The 14,789-nt window shown below is 62.6% G+C and carries 11 protein-coding genes; 8 read left to right on the top strand and 3 right to left on the bottom strand.

The features are described 5' to 3' along the window. The first annotated feature begins 193 nt into the window (after positions 1–193). Complete coding sequence (locus AC07OT_RS15850; RefSeq protein ID WP_495108459.1) at positions 194–2,320, top strand: TonB-dependent siderophore receptor; 2,127 nt, start codon at positions 194–196, stop codon at positions 2,318–2,320. Between the two features lie 123 nt (positions 2,321–2,443). Here AC07OT_RS15850 and AC07OT_RS15845 read toward each other — a convergent pair whose 3' ends face one another. Both AC07OT_RS15845 and AC07OT_RS15840 read right to left on the bottom strand, forming a co-directional pair. Then, positions 2,444–3,166, bottom strand: a complete 723-nt coding sequence (locus AC07OT_RS15845; RefSeq protein WP_027603617.1) for a FadR/GntR family transcriptional regulator — start codon at positions 3,164–3,166, stop codon at positions 2,444–2,446. Positions 3,167–3,214: 48 nt separating this feature from the next. Then, positions 3,215–4,951 carry an IlvD/Edd family dehydratase gene (locus AC07OT_RS15840; RefSeq protein WP_027603618.1) on the bottom strand — a complete coding sequence of 579 codons (1,737 nt, stop codon included), beginning with the start codon at positions 4,949–4,951 and terminating at the stop codon, positions 3,215–3,217. 193 nt (positions 4,952–5,144) lie between these two features. On the opposite strand from AC07OT_RS15840, the gene AC07OT_RS15835 reads away from it, so the two are divergent. From AC07OT_RS15835 to araH, 7 genes are read left to right on the top strand one after another with little or no spacing between them, the layout of a single operon-like run. Then, positions 5,145–6,467 (top strand): MFS transporter, encoded by a 1,323-nt coding sequence (locus AC07OT_RS15835; RefSeq protein WP_027603619.1) that lies wholly within the window; start codon positions 5,145–5,147, stop codon positions 6,465–6,467. A 15-nt stretch (positions 6,468–6,482) separates the two neighbouring features. Further along, positions 6,483–7,475 carry an AraD1 family protein gene (araD1, locus tag AC07OT_RS15830; RefSeq protein WP_092359072.1) on the top strand — a complete coding sequence of 331 codons (993 nt, stop codon included), beginning with the start codon at positions 6,483–6,485 and terminating at the stop codon, positions 7,473–7,475. Between the two features lie 10 nt (positions 7,476–7,485). Further along, a complete protein-coding gene (locus AC07OT_RS15825; RefSeq protein ID WP_495108458.1) occupies positions 7,486–9,066 on the top strand; it encodes an aldehyde dehydrogenase (NADP(+)) in 1,581 nt (526 codons plus the stop codon). 16 nt (positions 9,067–9,082) lie between these two features. After that, entirely contained in the window at positions 9,083–9,946 is an 864-nt protein-coding gene (locus tag AC07OT_RS15820; RefSeq protein WP_141157403.1) for an SMP-30/gluconolactonase/LRE family protein, read from the top strand. A gap of 37 nt (positions 9,947–9,983) precedes the next feature. Then, complete coding sequence (locus AC07OT_RS15815; protein ID WP_495108457.1) at positions 9,984–10,991, top strand: substrate-binding domain-containing protein; 1,008 nt, start codon at positions 9,984–9,986, stop codon at positions 10,989–10,991. Continuing rightward, the gene (gene araG / locus AC07OT_RS15810; RefSeq protein WP_495108510.1) at positions 10,988–12,490 is read left to right on the top strand and encodes an L-arabinose ABC transporter ATP-binding protein AraG; all 1,503 of its coding nucleotides are present in this window, start codon (positions 10,988–10,990) and stop codon (positions 12,488–12,490) included. Before AC07OT_RS15815 ends, araG begins: the two co-directional genes overlap by 4 nt. Positions 12,491–12,499: 9 nt before the next feature. Further along, the gene (araH, locus tag AC07OT_RS15805; RefSeq protein WP_141157404.1) at positions 12,500–13,468 is read left to right on the top strand and encodes an L-arabinose ABC transporter permease AraH; all 969 of its coding nucleotides are present in this window, start codon (positions 12,500–12,502) and stop codon (positions 13,466–13,468) included. A gap of 116 nt (positions 13,469–13,584) precedes the next feature. On the opposite strand, the gene AC07OT_RS15800 is transcribed toward araH, so the two are convergent. Next, entirely contained in the window at positions 13,585–14,733 is a 1,149-nt protein-coding gene (locus AC07OT_RS15800; protein WP_495108456.1) for an aldose epimerase family protein, read from the bottom strand. Positions 14,734–14,789 lie beyond the last annotated feature (56 nt).

Here is a 14,789-nt window from a genome sequence, read left to right as displayed (position 1 = left end):
GATACACCGATATCGGGGGCAAGCCCCCTCCCACATTTGCCTCGCGTCCAATTTCCTACAGATCGATACAAAGCTGTTACCTGAAAAATAGTGAATGAGAACGTATGTCAAACGCGAATGACTTGGTATACCATTCCCGCGTTTTTTGGCAGGTTTGCCGCCCCATCTGGCTCATTCACTAGGTTCAACATCCATGCGTCGTACCCTGATTTCCCTCTGCGTGCTTCAGGCGTTTTCCCCGTTTACCTGGGCCGAGGTTGTCCCTGCCGACAAGGCCAGTCTTGAGCTGCAAGCCACCAATGTCACCGGCGAGGCGGACTACGAGACGGCGCAAGGGCCGGTCAAGGGCTACCACGCCACACGTTCCGCGAGTGCGACGCGCACCGACGCCTCGATTCATGAAACCCCGCAGTCCATCAGCGTCGTGTCCAAGGATGTGGTCGAAGATATCGGCGCCACCCGTTTGCAGGACGCCCTGGACTACGCCGGCGGCGTCGGCCGCGCCAACAACTTCGGCGGCCAGGGGCTCACCACCTTCACCGTACGTGGCTTCACCACCGGCGAGTTCTACCGCAACGGTTTCCCGATCAACCGCGGCTACCCGAACATGCCCGACGCCAACACCATCGAACGCCTCGAAGTGCTGCGCGGCCCGGCGACCATGCTGTATGGCCGTGGCGACCCTGGCGGCACCTTCAACGTGGTGTCCAAGCAACCGCTGGCCGAGCCGACCGTGACCCTCGGCAGCCAACTGGATGACCAGGGCATGCAGCGCGCCACCCTCGACGCTTCCGGCCCACTGGACGAACAAGGTCGCCTGGCCTATCGCCTGAACGTGGTGGGCGAGGGCGGTGACACCTTCCGTGACCATGTCGAAACCGAACGCTACGGCGTGACCCCGGTGATCACCTGGCAGGCCAGCGATGACACCAAGGTGATCTTCGAAGGCGACTTCATGCGCAACAACCACCCGCTGGACCGTGGCCTGACGCGCTACCCCAATCAAAAAGGCACCGCCTCGCGCGACACCTTCTGGGGTGAAAAAGACGCCGGCAAACTGCACAACGACAACAGCATGGCCCAGCTGCGTTTCGAGCACCTGCTCAATGACAGCTGGACCCTGGGCGGTGGTTTCCAGTGGCTGGACGGCACCTTGCAAGGCAATGCCATTGAAGCCAACGGCCTGGCCGCCGACGGTCGCACCCTGGGTCGCAACTTCAACTACCGCAAACTGGAATGGACCGACAAGGACACCCAGCTCAACCTCACCGGGCATTTCTCCACCGGTGGTTTCGACCACACCTTGCTCACCGGCGTCGAATTCGAAGACTACGACTACAAGTCGATCATCCAGCGCTCCAGCGGCGCAGTGGGGGCTTATTCAATCGACATCTTCAACCCGGTCTACGGCCAGGCGCGCCCGAACCTCACGCGCACGCCGACCCACGACAAGGAAAACCTCAAGACCTACGCGGCCTTCGTGCAGGATCAGGTGGCCCTGACCGAGCGCCTTAAAGTGCTCGCCGGCGCACGCTTCGAGCGTTTCGAACACGACTACCACACCTACGTGCCGGGCGGTAAAAGCTGGGAGGCCAGCGACAACGCCGTCACCCCACGCGTGGGCGTGATCTACGACCTCACCGACACCGTCGCGGTCTACGCCGACGCCGCACGTTCGTTCAAGCCCAACACCGGCGCCAGTCGCCAGGGCGGTGGTTTTGAGCCGGAGAAAGGCAAATCCTACGAGATGGGCATCAAGTGGGAAGCCCTGGACCGTCAACTCAGCGTCGACGCCGCGATCTACCAGATCGAGAAGAAAAACGTGCTCACCACCGACCCTCTCGACTCCACCTTCAGCGTCGCCGCCGGCCAGGTGCGCAGCCGTGGTTTCGACCTGAACGTGGCGGGTAATATCACCCCTGAGTGGCGTGTGATCGGTGGCTATGCCTACGTGGATGCCGAAGTGACCAAGGACAACACCCTGCGCAGCGGCACGCGCTTGCTGAACATCCCGCGCAACAGCTTCAGCCTGCTCAACGTCTACGAGTTCCAGGACGGCGCCCTCAAGGGCCTGGGCCTCGGCGCGGGTGGCAAGTATGTGGATGAACGGGCCGGGCAGACCTCCAACAACGCCTTCTCGATGGACGCCTACACCGTGGTCGACCTGCTCAGCTACTACAAGGTCAACGACAAGGTGCGGCTGAACCTGGACGTGAAGAACCTGTTCAATCGCGAGTATGAAGAAGGTGCGTTCGGCAACGTATACGCCTACCCAGGCGAACCGCGCACAGTGCAGGTAGGGATCGCCTACACCCTCTAACGGCCTGCACAGCTTCAATGTGGGAGGGGGCTTGCTCCCGATAGCGGTAGACCAGTCGATGTTGCTGTGACTGATCCACCGTCATCGGGGGCAAGCCCCCTCCCACATTTGACTGCGTTTACATTACAACGGCGTCAGCACATTCATCACCGTATCCAACGCCACTCGCGTGTCATCCAGCTGCACCAGCGACGCATGCCGCGCGCCGAGGGCGTCGCGGTTCTGGATCGCGGTGAGGATCGCCTTGTGCCGGGGCAGGCTCAGGCCCTGGATGTCGGGGCGGCGGTTGGTGATGTTGATCGACTCGCGCAGCGGCAACGACAGCATGTTGCACATATAGGCGAGCAGGTCGTTGCGGGTGGCGTCGGCAATGGCGCGGTGGAAGTCCAGGTCGGCCTGCAACAGCTGTTCGTGGGTCTGCGCGGTTTCCATGCCCTGGTAGGCTTTTTCGATGGTGGCGATGTCTTCATCGGTGGCGGTGGTCGCGGCCATGGCGGCGATCTCCGGCTCGAGGATGCGCCGCACACCGGCCAGGGTATTGAAGAATTCACTGTGGGGCGTGGACTGCATCAACCAGGACAACACGTCCGGGTCGAGCAAGTGCCATTTCAAGCGCGGCCGTACCACTGCACCCACCCGTGGCTTGGAATACACCAGGCCCTTGGCGCTGAGCACCCGGGTCGCCTCGCGCAACACCGAACGGCTGACCTTGTACTCCTCGCACAGCGTGGCCTCCATGGGCAGCCGTTCTTCGGGCTTGAAGCGACCTGAAACGATGTGCATGCCCAAGTCCTGAACGATCTGGGCATGCATGCTCTTGCGCGGCTTGGACGGCTGGTGATCCATAACGACAGGGATGCTCCGACTTAAATTCGCGGCATCATAGCATCCCAATTAGTGGGAATGCCGGGGGACTTCAGCCCCACGGCAACCCACCAGGAAGTCAAAGTCGCAACCCTGGTCGGCCTGCAGCACATGGTCGATGTACAGCTGGCGGTAGCCGCCGACGATCAGGTTCTGCGGCGGCTTCAGGTCGGCCATGCGCGCCGCCAGCTCTGCGTCGGGGATGTCCAGATGCAGGCGACCGTTGGCGCAATCGAGTTCGATCCAGTCACCTTCCTTCACCGTGGCCAACGGTCCGCCGGCTGCGGCTTCCGGCGCCACATGCAAGACCACGGTGCCGTAGGCAGTACCGCTCATGCGCGCATCGGAGATCCGCACCATATCGGTCACGCCCTGGGCCAGCAGTTTGGCCGGCAAGCCCATGTTGCCGACTTCGGCCATGCCTGGGTAACCCTTGGGCCCGCAGTTTTTCATGACCAGGATCGAGTTGGCGTCCACGTCCAGTTCCGGGTCGTTGATGCGCGCCTTGTACATGTCGAAGTTCTCGAACACCACCGCACGGCCGCGATGCTGCATCAGCTCGGCGCTGGCGGCCGACGGCTTGAGCACCGCGCCGAGTGGCGCCAGGTTGCCGCGTAGCACGCAGATGCCGCCGTCGGCGCGGATCGGGTTGTCGAGGGTGCGGATCACTTCGTCCTGGCCGTAGATCGGCGAGTCCTTGGTGTTCTCGCCGAGGGTCTTGCCGTTGACGGTCAGGGCGTTCGGGTGCGGGATCAGGTTGGCTTCACCGAGGCGACGCAGCACGGCGGGCAGGCCACCGGCGTAGTAGAACTCTTCCATCAGGAAGCGCCCGGACGGTTGCAGGTCGACGATGGTCGGCATGCCGCGACCGATGCGGGTCCAGTCGTCCAGGTCGAGCTCGACGCCGATGCGCCCGGCGATGGCTTTCAAGTGGATCACGGCGTTGGTCGAACCACCGATGGCGGCGTTCACGCGAATCGCGTTTTCAAACGCCTCCTTGGTGAGGATCTTCGACAGCTTCAAGTCTTCGCGCACCATCTCCACCGCACGCATGCCGGACATATGGGCTAACACATAACGTCGCGCATCCACCGCCGGGATCGCTGCGTTGTGGGGCAGGGAGGTGCCCAGTGCCTCGGCCATGCAGGCCATGGTCGATGCGGTGCCCATGGTGTTGCAGGTGCCCGCCGAACGCGACATGCCGCCTTCGGCCGCGAGGAAATCGTCCAGGGTAATGGTGCCGGCCTTGACCTGTTCGCTGAGCTGCCACACCACGGTGCCGGAGCCGATGTCCTGGCCCTTGTGCTTGCCGTTGAGCATCGGCCCACCGGTGACCACGATGGCCGGCACGTCGCAACTGGCGGCGCCCATCAGCAGGGCTGGGGTGGTCTTGTCGCAGCCGGTCAGCAGCACCACACCGTCAATCGGGTTGCCGCGAATCGCTTCCTCCACGTCCATGCTCGCCAGGTTACGGGTGAGCATGGCGGTGGGGCGCAGGTTGGATTCGCCGTTGGAGAACACCGGGAATTCCACCGGGAAGCCACCGGCCTCGATCACGCCACGTTTGACGTGCTCGGCGATCTGGCGGAAATGCGCGTTGCACGGGGTCAGCTCCGACCAGGTATTGCAGATACCGATGATCGGCTTGCCATGGAACTGATGGTCGGCGATGCCCTGGTTCTTCATCCAGCTGCGGTACATGAAGCCGTTTTTGTCGGCGGTACCAAACCACTGGGCGGAGCGTAGGCCGGGCTTTTTATCAGACATGATCGATTCTCTTATTGTATGACTATATGTTCTATGCGTGCTTAAACATAAGCGCAAAATCGATGCTTTGGAAGAGTTGTTTTGCAAATAGTCCTACTATATAGTCTGGCTTAACTGAGGTATGACCCTGGCGGATTTCCGCGAGAGGCGTCCCCCGAGCTTCTATAAAAACAACAATCGGAGATCGACCCCCATGAGCCAGGAACTGCGGCTTATTCGGCGCATCACGCTGAAACTGATTCCCTTCCTGATCCTGCTGTACCTGATCGCCTACGTGGACCGTTCCGCCGTGGGGTTTGCCAAGCTGCACATGGGCGCCGACGTCGGTATCGGCGATGCGGCCTATGGCCTGGGCGCGGGGTTGTTCTTCATTGGCTACTTCCTCTTCGAGATCCCCAGCAACCTGATGCTCGACCGCTTCGGCGCACGGCGCTGGTTCGCGCGGATCATGATCACCTGGGGCGCGATCACCATCGGCATGGCCTTCGTGCAAGGGCCGCACAGCTTCTATGTGATGCGCTTCCTGCTCGGCGCGGCCGAAGCCGGGTTCTTTCCCGGCGTCCTGTATTACATCACCCAATGGTTTCCGGTGCGCCATCGCGGCAAGATCCTCGGGCTGTTCATCCTCTCCCAACCGATTGCGATGATGATCACCGGCCCGGTGTCCGGCGGCCTGCTGGGCATGGACGGCATCCTCGGCCTGCATGGCTGGCAGTGGCTGTTCATCGTGATCGGCACCCCGGCGATCCTGCTGACCTGGCCAGTGCTGCGCTACCTGCCGGATGGCCCCAGGCAGGTCAAATGGATGAGCGACGACGAAAAGGCCTGGCTCACCGGTGAGCTGGACAAAGACCTGCAAGCCTACGGCCAGACCCGCCACGGCAACCCGCTGCATGCCCTCAAGGACAAGCGCGTGTTGCTGCTGGCGCTGTTCTACCTGCCGGTAACTCTGAGCATCTATGGCCTGGGCCTGTGGCTGCCGACCCTGATCAAACAGTTCGGCGGCACCGACCTGGTCACCGGCTTTATCTCCGCCGTGCCGTACATCTTCGGCATCATCGGCCTGCTGATCATCCCGCGCAGTTCCGACCGCCTGAATGATCGCTACGGCCACCTGGCGGTGCTGTATGTGCTCGGCGCCATCGGCCTGTTCTGCAGTGCCTGGCTGAGTGTGCCGGTGCTGCAAATGGCCGCGCTGTGCCTGGCGGCGTTTGCGCTGTTTTCCTGCACCGCAGTGTTCTGGACCTTGCCGGGGCGCTTCTTTGCCGGCGCCAGTGCGGCGGCGGGCATTGCCTTGATCAACTCGGTGGGCAACCTCGGCGGCTATATCGGTCCGTTCGTGATCGGTGCGCTCAAGGAATACACCGGCAACCTCGCCTCGGGCTTGTACTTCCTGTCCGCGGTCATGGTGTTCGGGCTGGTCCTGACCGGCGTGGTCTACCGCGTGCTGGAGCGCAAGCACGTACTGCCCGCCGATCAATTCGCCGCCAGCGCCCGTGGCGCCACACGTACTTAATCTGGGAGAAGTCTGATGCGTTTAGTTCAGTTCGAGTCAAGCAACGGTGAACGCCGGGTCGGCGTTGTAGAAGGCGCCACAGTGCGCGAAGTGCGTACCGCGCGCAGCGTGCGCGAACTGGCGCTGGCCGCCATCGAGGCGGGCGTCAAGTTGCAGCAGCAGGTCGAGAGCCTGGGCCTGGGCGACAGCCATGACTACGCCGCACTGTTGGCCGACCTGAAGATTTTGCCGCCGCTGGACCACCCGGACCCGGCCCATATGCTCATCAGCGGCACCGGCCTGACCCACCTGGGCAGTGCCTCGGCGCGGGACAAAATGCACCAGCAGGCCGGCGATGAGAGCGCCTTGACCGACACCATGCGCATCTTCAAATGGGGCGTGGAGGGCGGCAAGCCCGCTGCCGGCCAGGCTGGCGTGCAACCGGAATGGTTCTACAAGGGCGACGGCAGCATCGTCGTGCGCCCAGGTGAAGCCTTCCCGGTGCCACCGTTTGCCGAAGACGCCGGTGAAGAACCGGAAATCGGCGGCCTGTATGTGATCGGCCCGGACAGCCAGCCCTATCGCCTGGGTTTTGCAGTGGGCAACGAGTTCTCCGACCACATCATGGAGCGCAAGAACTACCTGTACCTGGCCCATTCCAAGCTGCGCAGTTGCAGCTACGGCCCCGAACTGCGCGTGGGCGAGTTGCCCCAGCACCTGGCCGGCACCAGCCGCATCCTGCGTAACGGCGAGGAAATCTGGCGGAACGAATTCCTCAGTGGCGAGGCCAATATGTGCCACAGCCTGGAAAACCTCGAGTACCACCACTTCAAATACCGCCAGTTCCTCAAGCCGGGCGATGTGCACATTCACTTCTTCGGCACCGCCACGCTGTCATTCGCCGATGGTATACGTACCCAACCGGGCGATGTGTTCGAGATCAGCCAGGCCGAGTTCGGCGCGCCGTTGGTCAATGGCGTCGGCAGCAGCGAGGCGGCCTTTGAACCCGGCCAAGTCACCCCCCTTTAAGGAGATCAACATGACCCAGTTCCTCGGCCACAACTACATCGGCGGCCAGCGCAGCGCCAGCGGCAGCGTCAAGCTGCAGAGCGTCGATGCCAGCACGGGCGAAACCTTGCCGCAGGATTTCTACCAGGCCACGCCGGAAGAAGTCGACGCCGCTGCCAAGGCCGCCGCCGCGGCGTATCCGGCGTACCGTGCGTTGAGTGCCGCGCGCCGTGCGCAGTTCCTGGACGCGATCGCCGACGAGCTGGATGGCCTGAGCGATCACTTCATCGAGCTGGTCTGCCGCGAAACCGCGCTGCCCGCCGCACGTATCAAAGGCGAGCGCGGGCGTACCAGTGGCCAGATGCGCCTGTTCGCCACGGTACTGCGTCGTGGTGATTTCTACGGCGCACGCATCGACAAGGCGTTACCCGACCGCCAGCCGCTGCCACGCCCGGACCTGCGCCAATACCGCATCGGCCTGGGCCCGGTGGCCGTGTTTGGCGCGAGCAACTTCCCCCTGGCGTTTTCCACCGCCGGCGGTGATACCGCAGCGGCGCTGGCGGCCGGTTGCCCGGTGGTGTTCAAGGCCCACAGCGGGCATATGGCCACGGCTGAACAGGTGGCCAATGCAATCATTCGAGCGGCAGAAGCGACCGAGATGCCGGCGGGCGTGTTCAATATGATCTTCGGTGGCGGCGTCGGCGAGGCGCTGGTCAAGCACCCGGCGATCCAGGCGGTCGGCTTTACCGGCTCGCTCAAGGGCGGTCGCGCCTTGTGCGATATGGCCGCGGCGCGCCCGCAGCCGATCCCGGTGTTTGCCGAAATGTCGAGCATCAACCCGGTGATCGTGCTGCCCCAGGCCCTGCAGGCGCGGGCGGAAACCGTCGCGCGGGATCTGACCGCGTCGGTGGTGCAAGGCTGCGGCCAGTTCTGTACCAACCCTGGCCTGGTGATCGGTATCGCCTCGCCGCAGTTCACCGCGTTTACCCAACAGGTCGCCCAACTGATCGGTGAGCAACCGGCGCAAACCATGCTCAATGCCGGCACCCTGAGCAGCTATGGCAAAGGCCTGGAAAAACTCCTGGCGCACCCTGGCATTCAGCATGTGGCCGGTAGCACCCAGGCGGGCAATCAGGCGCAACCGCAGCTGTTCAAGGCCGATGTGCGCTTGCTGATCGAGGGCGATGAAGTGCTGCAGGAAGAAGTCTTCGGCCCTACCACGGTGTTTGTCGAAGTGGCTGATCAAGCCCAACTCAGCGCCGCCTTGCACGGCCTGCACGGCCAGCTCACGGCGACGATCATTGGCGAACCGGCAGACTTTCAACAGTTCGCCGAACTCACGCCGCTGCTGGAACAGAAAGTCGGGCGCATCCTGCTCAACGGCTACCCGACCGGCGTCGAAGTCTGCGACTCGATGGTGCACGGCGGTCCTTATCCGGCTACCTCCGATGCCCGTGGCACCTCGGTCGGCACCTTGGCCATCGACCGTTTCCTGCGCCCTGTGTGCTTCCAGAACTACCCGGATAGCCTGCTGCCCGACGCGTTGAAAAACGCCAACCCCCTGCGCATCCAGCGCCTGGTGGATGGCACGCCATCCCGCGACTCGCTGTAAATAATCAGGAGGCAACATGTCGTGCATCGCCGTTACTCCGCACCGTGCTCAGTTGGGCGAAGGTCCGTTCTGGGACGCGCCCACCCAGGCACTGTATTGGGTGAATATCGCCGGCAAACAGGCACTGCGCCTGATGGACGGGCAGTTGCAGATCTGGCAGTTGCCCGAGCACGTTTCGGCGTTTATCCCGTGCGAACGCGGTGATGCGCTGGTGACCCTGAGCAGCGGTGTCTACCGCCTGGACCTGGCCACCGAAGCCCTGACCCTGCTGTGCGTGGCCGACCCGCAACCGGGCAACCGTGGCAATGAAGCGCGCTGCGATGCCCAGGGCCGCCTGTGGCTGGGTACCATGCAGAACAACATCGGCGAACACGGCGAAGACCTGCCGATCACGCGGCGCTCCGGCGGCCTGTTTCGCATCGATGCGGATGCACAGGTCACGCCGTTGCTCCACGGCCTGGGCATTCCCAACACCTTGCTGTGGAGCGAGGACGGCAGGCAGGTGCATTTCGGTGACAGCCTGGACGCCACGCTCTACCAGTATTCGATCCAGGCCGACGGCCAACTCGAGCCCGCAACGCCGTGGTTCGGGCCGCACTTGCGCGGCGGGCCGGATGGCTCGGCCATGGACAGTCAAGGCTACATCTGGAACGCCCGTTGGGACGGCAGTTGCCTGCTGCGCCTGACGCCCGAGGGGGAGGTGGACCGCATTATCGAATTGCCCGTGAGTCGCCCCACCAGTTGCGTATTCGGTGGCCCCAACCTCACCACTTTGTATATCACCAGCGCCGCCAGCCCATTGGATCACCCTCTGGACGGCGCGGTGCTGGCCATCGAAGTCGATGTACCCGGCATGCCTTGCCATCGCTTTGCTGGTTAACCCCAAGACTTAAAAACAACAACAAGGAGTCACCCGTATGAATTATCGTCGTCGTGGTATCCGTTCCCTGTGCTGCGCCGCTGTGGCGGTCTCGGCCATGAGCTTGAGCGGGCTGTTGCTGGCCGCTGAAGAAGTGAAGATCGGTTTCCTGGTCAAGCAGGCCGAGGAACCGTGGTTCCAGACCGAATGGGCCTTCGCCGAAAAAGCCGGCAAGGAACATGGTTTTACCGTGATCAAGATCGCCGTGCCCGATGGCGAGAAAACCCTCTCGGCCATCGACAGCCTGGCCGCCAACGGCGCCAAGGGCTTTGTGATCTGCCCGCCGGACGTGTCCCTGGGCCCGGCGATCGTCGCCAAGGCCAAGGCCAACGGCTTGAAAGTGATTGCCGTGGATGACCGTTTTGTCGACGCCAAGGGCAACTTCATGGAGGACGTGCCATACCTGGGCATGGCCGCGTTTGAAGTGGGCCAGAAACAGGGCGCGGCCATGGCTGCCGAGGCGAAAAAACGCGGTTGGGACTGGAAGGACACCTACGCGGTGATCAACACCTTCAATGAACTCGACACCGGCAAGAAACGCACCGATGGCTCGATCAAATCCCTCGAAGAAGCCGGCATCCCTAAAGACCACATCCTCACCGCCGCGCTGAAAACCCTCGACGTCCCCGGCAGCATGGACGCCACCAACTCGGCCCTGGTCAAGCTGCCCAGCGGTGCGAAAAACCTGATCATCGGCGGCATGAACGACAACACCGTGCTCGGCGGCGTGCGCGCCACCGAAAGCGCCGGTTTCGCTGCGGCCAATGTGATCGGTATCGGTATCAATGGCACCGACGCCATCGGCGAATTGAAGAAGGCCAACAGCGGCTTCTTCGGCTCGATGCTGCCAAGCCCGCACATCGAGGGCTACAACACTGCGTTGATGATGTACGAGTGGGTCACCAAGGGCACCGAGCCGCCTAAATACACGGCCATGGATGAAGTGACCCTGATCACCCGCGCCAACTTCCAGGAAGAACTGACCAAGATCGGGCTGTGGAAATGACGGCGGCGGCCCTGCGTTTCGACGCTATCGGCAAAACCTTTCCCGGGGTCAAGGCGCTGGACGGCATCAGCTTCACCGCCCACCCGGGGCAGGTGCACGCCTTGATGGGCGAGAACGGTGCCGGTAAGTCGACGCTGCTGAAGATCCTCGGCGGCGCCTATATTCCCAGCAGCGGCACGGTGCAGATCGGCGCGCAGACCATGGCGTTCAAATGCGCCGCCGACAGCATCGCCAGCGGCGTCGCGGTGATCCACCAGGAGCTGCACCTGGTGCCGGAAATGACCGTCGCCGAAAACCTGTTCCTCGGGCATTTGCCCGCGCGCTTCGGTGTGGTCAACCGGGGCCTGCTGCGCAAGCAGGCCCTGGCTTGCCTCAAGGGCCTGGCGGATGAAATCGACCCCGAGGAAAAACTCGGGCGCCTGTCCCTGGGCCAGCGCCAACTGGTGGAAATCGCCAAGGCGCTGTCCCGTGGCGCCCATGTGATTGCCTTCGACGAACCCACCAGCAGCCTGTCGGCGCGGGAGATCGACCGCTTGATGGCGATCATCACGCGCCTGCGGGACGAGGGCAAAGTGGTGCTCTACGTCTCGCACCGCATGGAAGAGGTGTTCCGCATCTGCAACGCGGTCACGGTGTTCAAGGACGGCCGTTACGTGCGCACTTTCGATGACATGAGCGCGCTGACCCACGACCAGTTGGTGACCTGCATGGTCGGTCGCGACATCCAGGACATCTACGACTACCGCCCGCGCGAGCACGGCGAGGTGGCGCTCAAGGTCGACGGTTTGTTGGGGCCGGGGTTGCGTGAGCCGGTCAGTTTTGAGGTGCGCAAGGGCGAAATCCTTGGCCTGTTCGGGCTGGTGGGGGCAGGGCGCACGGAGCTGTTCCGTTTGCTCAGCGGCTTGGAGCGCGCCAGCGCCGGCAGCCTTGAGTTATGTGGGGAGGCCCTGCAACTGCGCTCGCCCCGCGACGCCATCGCCGCCGGTGTACTGCTGTGCCCGGAAGACCGCAAGAAGGAAGGCATCATTCCGCTGTCCAGCGTCGCCGAGAACATCAATATCAGCGCCCGTGGCGCCCACTCTTCGTTCGGCTGGTTGCTGCGCGATGGCTGGGAGAAGGGCAATGCCGACCAGCAGATCAAGGCGATGAAGGTTAAAACCCCGACCGCCGCGCAAAAGATCATGTACCTGTCCGGCGGCAACCAGCAGAAAGCCATTCTCGGCCGCTGGCTGTCGATGCCGATGAAGGTGCTGCTGCTGGACGAGCCGACTCGCGGCATCGACATCGGCGCCAAGGCCGAGATCTACCAGATTATCCATAACCTCGCGGCCCAGGGCATTGCGGTGATCGTGGTGTCCAGCGACCTCATGGAAGTGATGGGCATCTCCGACCGCATCCTGGTGCTGTGCGAAGGCGCGATGCGCGGCGAACAGACCCGTGAACACGCGACCGAATCCAACCTGCTGCAACTGGCCCTGCCGCGCGGCCTGGCGAACTGAGAGAAGACCATGACCACTCAAAACAACGCGCTGCCGACGGCACGCAAACCCCTCGATATGCGCGCACTGCTCGACAACTGGGCGATGCTGCTGGCAGCGGTGGGCATCTTTGTCCTGTGCGCCTTGCTCATCGATAACTTCCTCTCGCCGCTGAACATGCGCGGCCTGGGCCTGGCGATTTCCACCGTGGGCATCGCCGCCTGCACCATGCTGTTCTGCCTGGCGTCGGGGCACTTCGACCTGTCGGTGGGCTCGGTGATCGCCTGCGCCGGCGTGGTGGCGGCGATTGTGATGCGCGATACCGACAGCGTCATGCTGGGCATTGGCGCGGCGCTGCTGATGGGCCTGGTCGTGGGGCTGATCAACGGCATCGTGATCGCCAAGCTGCGGGTCAATGCGTTGATCACCACCCTGGCGACCATGCAGATCGTGCGCGGTCTGGCCTATATCTTTGCCGACGGCAAGGCGGTGGGCGTATCCCAGGACCAGTTCTTTATCTTCGGTAACGGCCAGTTAATGGGCGTGCCGGTGCCGATCCTGATCACCATCGTGTGCTTCCTGTTTTTCGGCTGGCTGCTCAACTACACCACCTACGGGCGCAATACCATGGCCATCGGCGGTAACCCGGAAGCAGCGTTGCTGGCGGGGGTGAATGTCGACCGCACCAAGATCCTGATCTTCGCCGTGCACGGCCTGATCGGCGCATTGGCCGGGGTGATCCTCGCCTCGCGCATGACCTCGGGCCAACCGATGATCGGCCAGGGCTTCGAGCTGACGGTGATTTCCGCCTGCGTGCTGGGCGGGGTGTCGCTGAGCGGCGGCATCGGTATGATCCGCCATGTGATTGCCGGGGTGTTGATTTTGGCGATCATCGAGAACGCGATGAACCTGAAGAACATCGACACCTTCTACCAGTATGTGATCCGCGGTTCGATCCTGCTGCTGGCGGTGGTCATCGACCGCATGAAACAACGCTGAACCCCTTGTCATGTGAGGCTCAAAATGTGGGAGGGGGCTTGCCCCCGATGGCGGTGTATCAGAAGCAAATATGCAGACTGACACTCCGCAATCGGGGGCAAGCCCCCTCCCACAATTTAATCAGCGGTGAACTTGAAGACGGTGTTCTGGGTGTAGGTCTGTCCTGGGTTCAGGCGAGTTGAGGCGAAGTTTGGTTGGTTAGGCGCATCCGGAAAGTGCTGAGTCTCCAAGGTGAAACCACTCCAGTGCAGGTAGGTCTTGCCACCTTTGCCCTTCACCGAACCATCCAGGAAGTTGCTGGTATAGAACTGCACGCCCGGTTCGCTGGTGTAGAGCTGCAAGCGCCGGCCTGACGCCGGGTCGTGCACCTCGGCGGCGAGTTGCTTGACGTCGCCCTTGGTATCCAGCGCCCAGTTGAAGTCAAACCCACCCTGTTTCGGCTCGGCAAATTTGAGCTGCGGGTGATCTTCCTTGATGTGCTGGCCGATCCGGGTGGGCTTGAGGAAGTCCATCGGCGTGCCCTTGACCGGTGCCAGTTCGCCGGTAGGAATCAAGGTGGCATTCACCGGGGTGTAATGGCTGGCATGCAATGTAGCGACGTGCTTGAGGATGTCGCCGTTACCCGCACCGGCCAGGTTGAAGTAGCTGTGATTGGTGAGGTTGAGTACCGTCGGCTTGTCAGTGGTGGCCTTGTAGTCGATGTGCAGTTCGTTCCTGTCGTTGAGGCGATAGGTGACTTCGGTTTTCAAATTACCGGGAAAGCCCATCTCACCGTCCTTGGACAGGTAGCTCAACTTCACGCCGACCGAGTCCTTGTCCTTGACCGGCTCGGCCTTCCACACCTGCTTGTCGAAGCCCTGGGCGCCGCCATGCAGTGAGTTAGGACCGTCGTTGAGCGGCACCTGGAAGCGTTTGCCGTCGAGTTCAAAGGCACCGCCGGCCAGGCGATTGCCGAAGCGGCCGATGGTTGCGCCGAAAAACGCCGTACCGGCTTGATAGCCTTGTACGTCGTCAAAGCCCAGTACCACGTCGTCGACCTTGCCGTTTTTGTCCGGCACTTTCAGCGACTGCAACACGCCGCCGTAGGTGATCACCGTGGCTTGCATGCCGTGGCTGTTGCGCAGGATGTACTGTTCGACGGCGGTGCCGTCGTTGGTTTTACCGAAAGGTTTTTGCTCACTGCTCAGGCCGGCCGCCTGGGCGCCGCCGCTGGCGATCATCATGGACAGCGCCAGGCCGGACAGCAGGTATCGAGGGTGCTTCATGATCGAACTTCCTTTTGTTGTTTTGAGTGGAATAGTTCTACTAATAGCGATATTTT

The organism is Pseudomonas sp. GW821-FHT09C10, from assembly GCF_059418085.1.
Note: the sequence above shows the minus strand (reverse complement) of the source record. Positions and strands in the feature narration are given on the sequence as shown.